We start from the raw sequence: 12,253 nt of genomic DNA, 5'->3' as shown, positions 1-12,253 counted from the left end.
CGGACGAGGGCCGCTCCTTCACCTCCTTTCAGTCACGTCCCGTCCTATCGTTTGGGGCGGGCGGGTCGCGGCCAGGTAGTCGGACCATTTCTCGCCGGCCATGGCTGCGAAGCGTTCCGCGGTTCTCGGCTGGATGCCGATCAAGTCGGAGAGCACGACGGGTGGCAGGTCGGCGAGCGCTTGCATCATGGCCGTGTTCCGGGCTGCGCGGGCGGGCAGGCCGTAGCGCTTGAGTTTGTCGGACAGTCCCGCAGGGTTGCGGGGGCGCCCGGGGGCTCGGCCCGGCAGCAGGTACCTGCTGGTTTCGTTGCTGTGCCGGGATCCTTCTTCGAGGTGGTCGTTGATGAGGCGGGCGAGCTTCGGTGGCAGGACGACGGGGTGGCGGATGACCGTCAGGTAGGTGTGATCCGCGTCGTGGTGGAGGTGGACCTCTACAAGTCCGGAGGGGTGCACTCCTGGCGTACCAGTTCCGGGAGTGTCGCGGCGGTGCAGGACACCGAAGCGGATGGGCACGGCGCGTACGCCAACTTCAACCGGAACTATCCGAACAAGACCGGATACGAAGTCCGTACCGAGAGCGGGAACGGCAGCAAGGCCTACAGCCCCAGCGGCGGCCGGATCTGGGACATGCAGGCCTGTGTGTCCATCGACCAGTGGCCGGATGACTGCAGCGACTGGTGGACGGACAACCACGCCCACGGATAAGAGTGTCGCCTGAAGGCCGGTTAGGCCAGGGCGGGACGACGCGCCATACGTGGCGCGCTGCCCCGCCCTGGATCAGTTGTGCTGTAAGCGATTTGCTGACCCCGCTGCGCGCGCGGAGCGGGACTGACGTGTGGGGTGGAGCGGTGTCGCCTGAAGTCCCGTTGTCTATCAGTGGGCTTGATTACGAAATCGGCGGCCGCAAGCTGCTGTCCGCACTGGATCTGACCGTGCAGTCCGGGGAATCGGTCGCGGTGATGGGCCCGTCCGGATCGGGAAAGAGCACGTTGCTTTCGCTGATTCTAGGTCTCATCCGGGCGCCGGCCGGCCGGGTCATGGTGGCCGGGAAGAACGTCGGGGCGCTGCGGGGTGGAAAGCTGGCGCAGTGGCGGCAGCAACACATCGGGATGGTGTTCCAGTTCGGTGAGCTGCTCCCGGAGTTGACGCCCGTGGAGAACGTGGCCCTCCCGGCGCTGCTGGCCGGCCAGGACCGAGGTGGGGCGTTCCATCGGGGGCGGGAACTGTTGGCCGAACTCGGCGTACCGGTCGATGCAGCGGCCACCGCAGACCTGTCCGGTGGTGAACGCCAGCGCACGGCAGTGGCACGGGCGCTGATGTCCGATCCGTCTCTGCTGCTGGCGGACGAACCCACTGGGGCGTTGGACGAGCAGGCCCGCGATCAGGTAGCCGATGTGTTGTTCGGTGTACCCAGGCGCGATGGCTGCGGACTGCTGGTGGTGACGCATGATGCCTCGGTTGCCGGACGCGCCGACCGGGTCCTGCGGCTCAGTCACGGGCGCCTGGTGCAGGCACCGGGGCAGGGGGCGGCATGAAGAGCACCGGGACATCGCTGCGGTGGCAGATGCTGCGCATGGGGATTTCGGCGGCGCGGGCTGGTGAGAGCGGACGAAGTCGCTTCGTGGCGCTGCTGATGGCAACCGTGGTGGCGGCGCTCACCTGCGCTGCTTTCGCGGCGTCGGCCGCGACGTTCGACGGCCGAGAGCTGCGTGGGGAGGCCCGCAACCCTGTGATGGCTACCCATCGTCAGCAACCCAAGGCACTGTGGAGCCGGTACTGGGACAGTGAACAGGGCCGACAGTACTCGGTGGTCATCGTGTGGCCGTTGACCGCGGACGCGCCGCTTCCTCCAGGCCTGCCTCGCTGGCCCGCTCCGGGTGAATCCTTCCTTTCCCCGGCTCTCGCCAGCGCACCTGCGTCGGCGGACTTCACCCACCGATATGGGAAGGCAGTGGGCCGGATCGGTGACGAGGGACTGGCCACGCCCGGCGAACGCCTGGTCTACACCCGCCCCAGCCAGAGGATGCTCAACTCCAGTTACCTCGATCCCATCGTGGGATTCGGCTCCCCCGGGCCCTCCTTCGGTGACCTCAAGGCCATCGAGAGCGACCGCGCCGTCCAGCTCAACCTGATCATGCTGGTGCTGCTGGGGCTTCCAGCAGCCGGATTAACCGTAGCTGCCGCCCGTATGGACGCGGCAGGCCATGACCGCAGGGCCCGCCTGCTGGCCGTCCTCGGAGCCAACCGGCGCGCACGGGCATGGATGGACTTCGGGGCCGCCGTACTCCCGGTCACCGCCGGCGCCGCGACAGCCACGGCACTCATCGCCCCAGCCCTGGTTTTCAACCTCACACTGCCCTGGATCGACTACACCCTCGCTGCGAGAGATCTGCGTCAGACAGCCGTCAGTCTGCTCCTGGCCCTGGCCGGCGCGGTGGTATTCGTCTTCGCGGTCACGCTGCTCCTGCAACCCTCCGCCGGCCGGCGCTCGCACCGCACCCGCATCCGCGTGGCAGACGGCGGTCTGTTGCGACGCAGCGCCCTCGCAGCCTGTCCGGCCTTCCTGGTTCTTGCTGTCGCCACTGGTCCGTTGCTCGGTGGCGGCCAGCGCTCCGCCTTCGGGTATCTCTTCGCCGTCCTGGGAGTGTGGGTCACCCTGCCCTCGGTGATCGGCTGGGCCACATCCCGGCACGCCCCCCGGATCGCCGCCGAAGCCCGCAAGGCGGGCAATCCTGGAAGGCTGATCGCCGCCCGGACTCTGGCCGCCCGCCCTGGCGCCGTCGTGCGTCTGGTCGCCACCCTGATCATCGCGATCGGTGTGATCGGACAGACCCAGCTCATCAGCACACTGCTCTACAACCGCTCGGACGACAACGAGTACGTGGGCTCCGTCGAGGGCAGAAGCATGGCGCTGGTGCAGGCCGCCAACCGGGCCCGCCCGAGCAGCGAATTCCGAGCCGCACTGCCCAGCGGCGTCCACATGGTGTCGCTGGGCCACGTAGACCTCGCACCGGACGGATCAAGCAGACGACGTCTCATCCAGGCTCCGTGCGCGGACCTGAGCGCCATGCATCTACCGTGCCCACCGCAACGGAGCACCCAAAAGGTGTCCCTCCAGCAGCTGGACCGCCGCCTGAAAGCCACCACCTACACCTACTTCGGTGACACCCCGGTCATCGTCCGCACCGCACCGGTCACCCGCCTCGACCCCCAGGACGTCTGGCTTGTCATCTTCACCGCCGACCACACGGCCCTCGACCTGCCGGCTGTCAAGCGCGCTGCCCGCTTGAGTCTGAGCACCGATGCAGTGATCCGTCCCCTGTCCGAAAGCAACGGCTCCAACACGCTCGGCTTCCAGGCCCGCTGGATCCCGTTCCTCGGCACCGTGGGCACGATGTACATCGCCACGGCGATGGTCTTCTCAGCGCTTGCGGAATTCGTTCGGTTCGCCCGCACCCTCGCCCCCGTCACCGTACTCACCGGACACAGCCGCATCTTTCGCACCACGGCGGCATGGTCTCTCAGCCTGCCCATCGTCCTGGCCGGAACCGCAGGCGTCGGAGCCTATATCGTGCTCGCCCAGCCCATCAGCGGCGGCGCCCGCGGCGCTCACCTATCCGCAAGCCTGTGCAGCGCGCTACTCGTACTCACCCTGGCCCTTTCGGCTGCAGCAGCGGGAGCGGCCGGCGCAGTTGCCATCAGAGAGGCACGAAAGTGGCGGCCACGGGCTGACTGAGCTACCAGCCAATCCAGGTCGCCGGTGGGACGGGTGCTCCCCGGCCGCGAGGGCCTCTCACGGCAAGTGGGTCGTGTACACCTCCTATCCGCAGGGGTGATCATGACGGATGAGTCCGGCAACGACAGCGAGGATGGCTTCCTCGAGGGCATCTACACCACCGACATCGGGCTGTCCTGGCTGGCTTCCCAGTGGGAGGTGCTGGAGGACGCCTACAACGAGTACGTCCGATCTCACCCTGACGGCTGCCCGGTCATGGTGTGGCTCGCCATCGCGGAAGTGTCGGTCGAGGAGTTCGACCGTTCGAAGGCCGCCCAACTGGGCCAGGACGTCCAGCGGCTGCTGGACTCGGGCTGCCGGACGAGACTCTCCGCACGGTGTGGCTCGCCGCCACGCCCGGCGTCTTCGACCCGGTCGAGTACGGCATGAGCGCCGGCGTCTAGCTGCGGAGGGCCGAAGAGACCTGGCTGGCCCGGGTGCGCCGGGATGACCCGGTGTTCACCCCACCGCCGCCACAGCCGGTGGTGGACGGGGCGCTGCGGCGGGCCGTCCTGAATGTGATCCGCGCGGTCGTGGAACAACTGAGCCACGCGGTCGGGAGTCCTCCGTTCGGGACTCCCGTGGCCGGCCTCGTCCCCGCACTGGAACGGGTGGTCACCGATTCCTGTGCGGACCTCGGCTACCGGCTGTTCCTGCGTGCCATGAAGGCGTACCACGTACCGGCCGACAGACCGGCCTTCGTCGCCCTCGGCGAACGGTTCGGCTACCCGGAATGGGTCGTGCCCGAGGGATTCAACGACCGGACCAACTGAGGGCCGGACGGCGGGCCCCCGGTACGAAAAGGGTCGGCCATGGACCCTGAGGGACGAGGAGAACGAGATCTGCTGTTCATCAGACGATCGGGCTGGAGACGCAGAACCTGTGGTTCGCGGGCGCGCCGCGGCGCTGTGACCCACCGCAACGGCCGACCTGACTGCGGCCCTCGACCAGTTGCGGTACGGACGAATAGAGGGGGAGGACATGCGTGGGGGCGGCCCGGCTACGGACCGCTCCCACCTACTGCTGATTGTCTGTCAGTGCCGGCCGGTGTCCTTCAGTGACTCCTTGGCCTCGCGGGCGTTGCCCGCGGCCTCGGCCGCGTGGCCCTTGGTGACCAGCTTGTGGTTGCCTACGGCGTGTCCGGCTGCCTGAGCGGCCTTGCCCACTGCCTGTTCGGCCTTGGCCCTGGCCTTCTCGCTGGCGGCCATGTCGCTCACCTTCCTCGGTTGCCGATCTGAGGTACTGCTGTGCGCATGGCCTTTGACGGTGCCGGCAAACCCCAGAGGGCGGAGCGGCGCAGCGCGTGGTCGGCACCGGTGAGGTGAGCAGCAGGCCGAAGGCGCCGCCGTCGGGGGCGGGTCTACTTGAACCAGTAGCGGACGCCGTGGTGGTGGGAGCACGTCCCCTGCGAGTGCCGGGAGTAGGACAGGGACGCGTCCTTGCACTTGGCGGTCTCGTACTTGTCCTTGGGCTTTTGGTGGTGCGTCCAGCCGCACAGCCCGGTGGTGTGATGGACGCAGTGGTGGGCGGTGTTGGTGGACGGCAGCGTGGCCGCGGACGCGGTCGGTGCGCTGAACAGAACACCGGTGAGAGCGACAGCGATGGCCGGGGCAACAAGACGTGCGCGCAAAGGAATCCCCCCCCTTTGAGTTGAACGAGTGCAGCGGGAGTTTATAGCGGTTTCAACGACCTGTAGCCCACTCCCGTAAATCCGCTGTCGCTACTGGTCCCCGCGGCTCCTGGACGGGCCGGACGAACGAGCCGTCCAGCCAGCGCGACCGGCGGAGCCACCCCTGCCCGCCTGTCACGGCTTCCTTGGCGCCGGCATCTGATGCCCGCCACCACCGTCCGCCCTACCGTGCTGTTGTCGTCGGATGCCTGGCGTTCCGCAGGGGAGGGCACGGCCGGGTTCTTCGCGTGGCGGATCGGTGCGTGTGCGTGGTGGTCGGGTAGCGCGTACATGTGGGCTGTGGTCTTGTTGCCGCCGATCGAGCCGATGCTCGCCGAGGCCTGGCCCGTGCTGCCGCCGGCGCGGGCGCTGCCGGGCGGGCTGGTGATGGAGCAGAAGCCGGACGGTTACCGGGCCCTGCTCTTCGCCCGGCCCGGCCATGTGTTCCTCCAGTCGCGTAATGGCGCCGACCTCACGCCTTCCTTTCCCGACGTGGCGGCTGCCGCGCCGGCCCTGGATCGGCCTGTGGTCCTGGACGGTGAGCTGGTCGTCGTCCAGGGCGGAAGGCTGCACTTCGGTGTGTTGCAGGCGCGAGCGCGGCGCCGTGGCCGGGGCGCCGCCATGGCGGCGGTGGAGCGGCCGGCGCACCTGATCGTGTTCGACGTCCTGGAGGCCTCAGGCGTGGCGCTCCTTGACCGGCCCTACCGTGAGCGCCGATCCCTCCTGGAGAACCTCTTCGCCGACGGATTCCTCGTCGCGCCGTTCAGCCTGTGTCCGGCCACGACGGACCGGGCTGTCGCCGGGGGCTGGCTGGACCCGGCGTGGGGTGCGGCGGGGGTGAAGGGCCGGGCCCAGACGTACCGGCCCGGACGACGTGGCTGGATCAAGGTGCGGGCCAGGTTCACGCAGGAGGGCCTGGTCGGCGCTGTCACCGGGGGAGTCCGGGAGCCGAGCGCCCTGTTGCTGGGCCGTTACGACCGGGCGGGCCGTCTCCGCCTGGTCGCCCTGACCGCACCACTGCCGGCCGCGGCGCGCCGGGAGGTGGGAGCCCTGCTGGCCCCGGCGGAAGCCGGTCACCCGTGGCGCGGTGTTCGCTTCACGGCCGGCTGGGGGCGCGGCGATCTCGACTTCATCCCCGTGCAATCGGAACTGGTCGCCGAGTTTGTCGCCGATACCGCCGTCGATGCGGGCCGGTGGCGTCGTCCGGTTCGCTTCGTCCGTGTCCGCGACGACTTGGACGTCGACGCTCTGCCCCTCGTCGACCCGGGGCGGCCGTGAGCCCAGCTGGTGCAGGGCCTCGCCCCGGGCGTGGACGGCTTGGAGTACAGGGACCTGGACGAGATCGAGTTCGCGCCGGTGGAGGGTGCGGGTGAGCGGCTGGCGTTGTTGACGCTGGAGGAGGCGCACGACCTGCTGGACTGGCTGCGCGATGTCATTACCGGGAGCGGGCCGGATGCAGGGGTGGCCGGACGCTGGGCCAGGGAGATCGCTGCCCGCGTCCCGTCCCGGGACTGATCGTCGGCGGGTGGGAATGTTCTGTGGATTGGTGCGGTTGGACCAGGTGTGATGGTGAAGGGGACAGTGTCCCCGGGCCTCATCTCTCGCCTGCAGGGACGATCGTTCGGCTGAAGTCCTGCAGAGCCTTTCGCCGCGTAGGCGACCGCCCTTCACGATCACATCCCGTACGGGCTCAGCCCCGGCTCGGCCCTTGGCCGTCCGGGGCGGACCCGTGCCCGGCCCCGGCACACACGCGGAGTGTGAACTGATCCTTTGCCGCCCGGCGTGGCCGGGATAAGCCGGCGATCCCCAGAGCGCTGTCGGGGCGGCAGTGGGCACAGGCGCTGGTGCCCTCGGCGAGCAGCTGCCGGGCCTCCTCCCGGTCGACGGGACGGTGTCGTTTGCCCGCCATGTAGCAGGTTCCGCTGTGGACCTGGACGGGTGGCCGGTCGACACCGATACCGAGTTCGACGATCCACTCCGGTGCGGCCGGCTTCGTGCGGCGGCCGTACTCCTGCTCAGCCTGCCGCTGCGTGACCTGGGCGATTTTGCGGTCGATACGTCCCAGCCACATGACATGCCACACCCGCATTCTGTGGAATCAACTTTGTCAAACCGTGCTGCTGAATGTCCGTGGCAGGCTGTCGATTCGGGCGGATATGAGCACTGCTGGATGGCGTCAGGTGTGAGTGTTGAGTCTGTCAGCAGGTACTCGTTCGATGCGGGTCCAGCCGCTCCAGCCGCGCTGCTTCAGAATCGCCAGCACCAGTTCGGCGCCCGGGGCGGACTCAAGCATGGTGGAGTCCATCAGGGCGACGAACTGATCGTCGAAACCGTCGGCTCCCGCCTCGCCGGCTTCTACTGCGCGAATCATCAGGCGCTCCAGGATGTCAGCAACCTCGACGATCCGTGGATCGCCAGCCTGCCAGTCGGGCTCCCCGGTGAAGAAGCTGTAGAGCCTGACCATGTCGGGGTCGTCCAGCTCCTGGTGTTTCTTGGCAATCACGGAGTCGATCAGGTGTGGCACCTGCGCGGCGATCATGATCCAGGCATCCCGTTCCAGTTCGATGTACCGCTCCCCGACGCCGAGACCGCGCAGCCGGTCGAGGTAGCCCACGACGCTCTGCGGGAGCGCCAGGTGCTCTCCGGCGGCTAGCCGGGCGAGCCGGCTGCGGGTGTCCTGCAGCCGTCGGATCTCGGCACGCAGATCCTTGTCGATCTCTTGGGTGCCGCTGGCGAACTCCTCCGGGCCGGCGTCGAGGAGTTCTTGGACCCGGGCCAGCGGCACGCCTGCATCGGCCAGGGTGCGGATCCGGATCAGTCGCACGACCGCGGCAGCGTCGTAGATCCGGTATCCGGACCGGTCGCGCTCGGGCTCTGGCAACAGCCCGACCTTGTGGTAATGGCGTACCGCCCGCACCGTCACCCCTGCGTACGCCGCAAGCTGGCTGATGGTGAGCATGGGTCTCAGCCTGCCTCAGGCGATCTTCCGGCGATAGGCGGCCATCGCGAAGATGTACGCCACGACGAGGATGCCGACGCACCAGGCGAGGGCGGTCCAGATGTCGTCGCCGACCGGCTGCCCTGTGAACAGAGCACGGATCGTGTTGACGATCGACGTCACCGGCTGATGTTCTGCGAACCAGCGCACCGGGCCGGGCATCGTCTTCGTGGGCACGAACGCCGAACTGACGAACGGCAGGAAGATGAGCGGGTAGGCGAACGCGCCCGCTCCCTCGACCGACGATGCGGAGAGCCCGGGGATCACGGCGAGCCAGGTCAGCGCCAGGGTGAACAAGAGCAGGATGCCGACGACCGCGAGCCATGCCGACACTCCTGCCCCTGAGCGGAAGCCCATGAGCAGGGCGACGCTCACGACGAGCACGAGCGCGATCAGGTTGGCGACCAGAGAGGTGACGACATGCGCCCACAGCACACCCGATCGGGCGATCGGCATGGACTGGAATCGCTCGAAGATCCCGCTCTTCACGTCGGTGAACAGCCGGTAGGCGGTGTAGGAGATGCCTGAGGCGATGGTCATGAGCAGGATGCCGGGCAGCATGTAATTCACGTACGGAACCGACCCGGTATCGATGGCGCCGCCGAACACGTAGACGAACATCAGCATCATGGCGACCGGCGTGATGGCGGTCGTGATGATGGTGTCCATGCTGCGTGTGACGTGGCGCAGGGTCCGCCCCGTGAGTGCGGCAGTGTCGCTGAAGAAGTACGCGGTCATCGTTGTCCCCCCGTTGTCGTGCCAGTGACGCCGCTCTTGTGGCCGCCGCCGATGACGGCGAGGAAGATCTCCTCCAAAGTCGGCTCCTTCTCGACGTACTCGACCTTGGCGGGCGGGAAGAGCTGCTTGAGCTCGGCAAGGGTGCCGTTCACGATGATCCGACCCAGGTGGAGGATCGCAATCCGGTCGGCGAGCTGCTCGGCCTCGTCCAGATACTGCGTGGTGAGCAGCACCGTCGTGCCGTACTCCGCGAGCTCCTTGACGGCATGCCACACTTCGATACGCGCCTCGGGGTCGAGTCCGGCCGTCGGCTCGTCCAGGAAGATCACGGACGGATTTCCGATGAGGCTCATCGCGATGTCCAGTCGGCGGCGCATCCCACCCGAATACGTGGACACCTTCCGCGGGCCGGCGTCGGTCAGCGAGAAACGCCTCAGCAGGTCATCTGCGATCGCGCCCGGGTCCTTGAGGTGGCGCAGTCTGGCGACGAGTACGAGGTTCTCCCGACCGCTGAGGATCTCGTCGACGGCCGCGAACTGCCCGGTGAGACTGATGGACTCCCGCACATTTGCCGGTTGCTTGTCGACGTCGAAGCCATGGACGCTGGCTGTCCCCGCGTCGGGTTTCAGGAGCGTGGCGAGGATCCGCACGGTCGTGGTCTTGCCCGCCCCGTTGGAGCCGAGCAGGGCGAAGATGCTGCCCCCCGCCACCTCGAAGTCCACGCCACGCAGCACTTCGAGCTTCCCGTACGACTTTTCCAGACCCTGCACGCGAATCACCGGGCCGGCGCTTGATTGGGCCGTCATGGTCATCTGCCTCCTTCATGGAGTCGTTCCAGGCGACTGCGAGGAAGCTCCTGCCGGAAGCATGGAGGGTTGACCCAGCGTCAAAGTCAAGCCGCTCTCTGACCACGGCATCCGTATCACTGGCACGATCGGCACGGCGGACCGCCGCCGTCGGTCAGCGCGTGTCCCCAGCAGGGCCACGGCGGCACGGACGCGGCCCACCTGGGCGACATCCTCCGTATCCGGTCCATCTCCCGCCTGGGCGTCGACCTGCGGATCGGGGTCGGCCCCACGGTCACGGTCGCGGCGACCGCCTCCGCCGAGATCACCGGACCCGGTGGAGTCCTCGCTGTCGCCCCCGAGGAGGTCGCCGCCTGGCTCGGCCCGCTGCCGGTCCAGGCCCTGCACGGCATCGGCCCTAGCCAGGCCGCTGTCCTCAGCGACTACGGCATCCACACGGTCGGCCTGCTCGCCGCCGTCTCCCCGGCAACCGTGCAGCGCCTGCTGGGCAAGAAGGCCGGCCGCCTCGCCGCCGACCGCGCCCGCGGCATCGACCCCCGCCCCGTCGTCCCCCGCGCCCTGCCAGCCTCCGCCGCCGTACGCCACCGCTTCCCCCACCAAACCCTCGACGGCGCCACCGTCCGCGCAGCCCTGCTCGACCTCGTCGTCCAGCTCGGCCTCCAACTGCGCCGCCGCGGTCAGGCCGCCCGCGCCCTGACCCTCACCCTGACGTTCGCGGGCGGCACCAGCTGGGACAAGACCCGCCGCCTGCCCGAACCCTCCGCACACGACGAAGACTTGCGCATCCTCGCCTACCAGCTGATGGACGCCGCCGGCCTCCAGCGCGCCCGTCTGACCGGGCTCGTGCTCAAGGGCGAGGACCTCATCGACGCCGGGCAGGTAGCCCAGCAGATCAGCCTGGACACCGCGCGCGAGTCCCGCCTCGTCGCCGAACAGGCCATGGACCGCATCCGGAAGAAGTTCGGCGCCGGCTCCATCGGCCCGGCCGCCGCCATGCCCATCCGCCGCGCCTCATGACCCTTCTCCTGGTGCGGCGAGACGACGCAAGAGGTGTCCTGGGCACCCGCGCCCTCAGCCCGGCCGAAGCGGATCCGCCTCGCGTGACCAGTTCCGGTCGTTATCACCTGCTGCTCGGATCCGGTGACCGGCCGGTCCAGCACGGCTGGTGGGGCCGCGAGGAGACCGCGCGGCACAAGTTCCGGCGCTGGGTCGGCGAGTATGGGAGCATGCCCGGCGCCCGGATCATCCTCACCGACGAGGAGAACGGCGACGTCCTGGTCGCCTGGCCCGACCCGCGGTAGCGCAGGCACCCGGCTATTCGACGCCCGGATCCTCCGGGGGTGTGACGGGCTGCCTTCTTCACGGCCTGCTCGACCTCTTACCGGTTGGCCCCCACCGCTTCGGCGTGCGCGGTTACGGCCGCCTGGACCGTCTCGGACGCCTCGCGCCAGCACCGCCACTGGGCGTCGTAGCCCTCACCGGCGAGGCCGGCGAGCTTGGCCCGCTCGCTCTCGGCGGATCGTTCCAGCGCGACCAGCTCATCAGGGACCTCTGCCACGGCCACGGATCCTAAGCCGCCAGCGGTATGTGCCGACGATCCGACTTACCCCCCGATCGGGTAGAGCCGCTACCGGTTCCCGGGCGGGCCGCCTACGGGAGCCGCTACGAAGATCACGGCCTTTCCGTGTTCTTCGAGAGGACTCCCGCTCGTGCGCTTCGCCCGCTCCGCCGCCGTGCTCGCCGCTCTCCTCCTCTCGACGACCGCGCACGCCGCCCCGGCTGCCGCCGCACCCGCCGACCGTGTCACCCTGCCCGTCCGGGACGCCCTCGCCCAGCTGCCCCTCCACACCGAGGACCGCACCGGCTACGAGCGCACCAAGTTCCGGCACTGGGTCGACGCCGACAAAGACGGCTGCAACACCCGCGCGGAAGTACTCAAGACCGAAGCCGTCATCGCCCCGACCCAGGGCCCGCGCTGCGCCCTGAGCGGGGGTGAGTGGTACTCGCCCTACGACGACCGCTACATCCAGGGACGGAGCGGTGTGGACATCGACCACCTCGTCCCGCTCGCCGAGGCCTGGGACTCCGGCGCCTCCACCTGGACGGCGAAGGAACGCGAGGCGTACGCCAACGACCTCGGTGACGACCGCGCGCTGATCGCGGTGTCGGCTTCCTCGAACCGGTCCAAGGCCGACCAGGACCCGGCCACGTGGCTGCCGCCGACCACCGGCTACCGCTGCCAGTACGTCACCGACTGGGTGGCCGAC

General features: G+C 68.8%; 17 protein-coding genes and 1 pseudogene. 10 read left to right on the top strand and 8 right to left on the bottom strand.

What is annotated here, in order from left to right; translation table 11 throughout:
- Window positions 1–18: 18 nt before the first annotated feature.
- Complete coding sequence (locus AB0F03_RS34990) at window positions 19–453, bottom strand: hypothetical protein (RefSeq protein ID WP_361999776.1); 435 nt, start codon at window positions 451–453, stop codon at window positions 19–21.
- A 33-nt stretch (window positions 454–486) separates the two neighbouring features.
- On the opposite strand from AB0F03_RS34990, the gene AB0F03_RS34985 reads away from it, so the two are divergent.
- From AB0F03_RS34985 to AB0F03_RS34965, 5 genes are all read left to right on the top strand, one after another.
- Window positions 487–705, top strand: a complete 219-nt coding sequence (locus AB0F03_RS34985; protein WP_361999773.1) for a hypothetical protein — start codon at window positions 487–489, stop codon at window positions 703–705.
- Between the two features lie 143 nt (window positions 706–848).
- A complete protein-coding gene (locus AB0F03_RS34980; RefSeq protein ID WP_361999770.1) occupies window positions 849–1,535 on the top strand; it encodes an ABC transporter ATP-binding protein in 687 nt (228 codons plus the stop codon).
- Entirely contained in the window at window positions 1,532–3,736 is a 2,205-nt protein-coding gene (locus AB0F03_RS34975; RefSeq protein WP_361999767.1) for a hypothetical protein, read from the top strand. Before AB0F03_RS34980 ends, AB0F03_RS34975 begins: the two co-directional genes overlap by 4 nt.
- Before the next feature lie 102 nt (window positions 3,737–3,838).
- Window positions 3,839–4,165: a hypothetical protein gene (locus tag AB0F03_RS34970; protein WP_361999764.1), complete on the top strand. Its 327-nt coding sequence runs from the start codon at window positions 3,839–3,841 to the stop codon at window positions 4,163–4,165.
- A 65-nt stretch (window positions 4,166–4,230) separates the two neighbouring features.
- On the top strand, window positions 4,231–4,548 hold the full coding sequence (locus AB0F03_RS34965; protein WP_361999762.1) for a hypothetical protein: 318 nt from the start codon (window positions 4,231–4,233) through the stop codon (window positions 4,546–4,548).
- 261 nt (window positions 4,549–4,809) lie between these two features.
- Here the strand turns inward: AB0F03_RS34965 and AB0F03_RS34960 are convergent, their stop codons facing one another.
- Together AB0F03_RS34960 and AB0F03_RS34955 are read right to left on the bottom strand one after the other, a co-directional pair.
- Window positions 4,810–4,983 (bottom strand): CsbD family protein, encoded by a 174-nt coding sequence (locus tag AB0F03_RS34960; RefSeq protein WP_361999759.1) that lies wholly within the window; start codon window positions 4,981–4,983, stop codon window positions 4,810–4,812.
- Window positions 4,984–5,135: 152 nt separating this feature from the next.
- The gene (locus tag AB0F03_RS34955) at window positions 5,136–5,405 is read right to left on the bottom strand and encodes a DUF3761 domain-containing protein (protein ID WP_361999756.1); all 270 of its coding nucleotides are present in this window, start codon (window positions 5,403–5,405) and stop codon (window positions 5,136–5,138) included.
- A 330-nt stretch (window positions 5,406–5,735) separates the two neighbouring features.
- On the opposite strand from AB0F03_RS34955, the gene AB0F03_RS34950 reads away from it, so the two are divergent.
- On the top strand, window positions 5,736–6,722 hold the full coding sequence (locus tag AB0F03_RS34950; protein WP_361999754.1) for an ATP-dependent DNA ligase: 987 nt from the start codon (window positions 5,736–5,738) through the stop codon (window positions 6,720–6,722).
- Window positions 6,723–6,752: 30 nt separating this feature from the next.
- Window positions 6,753–6,959, top strand: a complete 207-nt coding sequence (locus AB0F03_RS34945; protein WP_361999839.1) for a DUF6417 family protein — start codon at window positions 6,753–6,755, stop codon at window positions 6,957–6,959.
- Between the two features lie 175 nt (window positions 6,960–7,134).
- On the opposite strand, the gene AB0F03_RS34940 is transcribed toward AB0F03_RS34945, so the two are convergent.
- From AB0F03_RS34940 to AB0F03_RS34925, 4 genes are all read right to left on the bottom strand, one after another.
- Window positions 7,135–7,515: a DUF6233 domain-containing protein gene (locus tag AB0F03_RS34940; RefSeq protein ID WP_361999751.1), complete on the bottom strand. Its 381-nt coding sequence runs from the start codon at window positions 7,513–7,515 to the stop codon at window positions 7,135–7,137.
- Between the two features lie 105 nt (window positions 7,516–7,620).
- Window positions 7,621–8,403, bottom strand: a complete 783-nt coding sequence (locus AB0F03_RS34935) for a MerR family transcriptional regulator (RefSeq protein ID WP_361999748.1) — start codon at window positions 8,401–8,403, stop codon at window positions 7,621–7,623.
- A gap of 15 nt (window positions 8,404–8,418) precedes the next feature.
- The gene (locus tag AB0F03_RS34930) at window positions 8,419–9,180 is read right to left on the bottom strand and encodes an ABC transporter permease (protein WP_361999746.1); all 762 of its coding nucleotides are present in this window, start codon (window positions 9,178–9,180) and stop codon (window positions 8,419–8,421) included.
- Window positions 9,177–9,986 carry an ATP-binding cassette domain-containing protein gene (locus AB0F03_RS34925; protein WP_361999836.1) on the bottom strand — a complete coding sequence of 270 codons (810 nt, stop codon included), beginning with the start codon at window positions 9,984–9,986 and terminating at the stop codon, window positions 9,177–9,179. The genes AB0F03_RS34930 and AB0F03_RS34925 overlap by 4 nt, the downstream gene beginning before the upstream one ends.
- Before the next feature lie 201 nt (window positions 9,987–10,187).
- Between AB0F03_RS34925 and AB0F03_RS34920 the strand changes: the two are divergent.
- Window positions 10,188–11,003: pseudogene (locus AB0F03_RS34920) on the top strand (hypothetical protein); the annotation flags it as partial.
- An 83-nt stretch (window positions 11,004–11,086) separates the two neighbouring features.
- Complete coding sequence (locus AB0F03_RS34915) at window positions 11,087–11,287, top strand: hypothetical protein (protein WP_361999743.1); 201 nt, start codon at window positions 11,087–11,089, stop codon at window positions 11,285–11,287.
- Window positions 11,288–11,364: 77 nt separating this feature from the next.
- On the opposite strand, the gene AB0F03_RS34910 is transcribed toward AB0F03_RS34915, so the two are convergent.
- On the bottom strand, window positions 11,365–11,544 hold the full coding sequence (locus AB0F03_RS34910) for a hypothetical protein (protein ID WP_361999740.1): 180 nt from the start codon (window positions 11,542–11,544) through the stop codon (window positions 11,365–11,367).
- Between the two features lie 151 nt (window positions 11,545–11,695).
- Here AB0F03_RS34910 and AB0F03_RS34905 point away from each other — a divergent pair.
- On the top strand, window positions 11,696–12,253 hold a 558-nt coding region (locus tag AB0F03_RS34905; RefSeq protein WP_361999737.1), incomplete at its 3' end, for an HNH endonuclease family protein.

The organism is Streptomyces sp. NPDC028722, assembly GCF_040637655.1.
In the GTDB taxonomy this organism is placed as follows: domain Bacteria; phylum Actinomycetota; class Actinomycetes; order Streptomycetales; family Streptomycetaceae; genus Streptomyces.
Note: the sequence above shows the minus strand (reverse complement) of the source record. Positions and strands in the feature narration are given on the sequence as shown.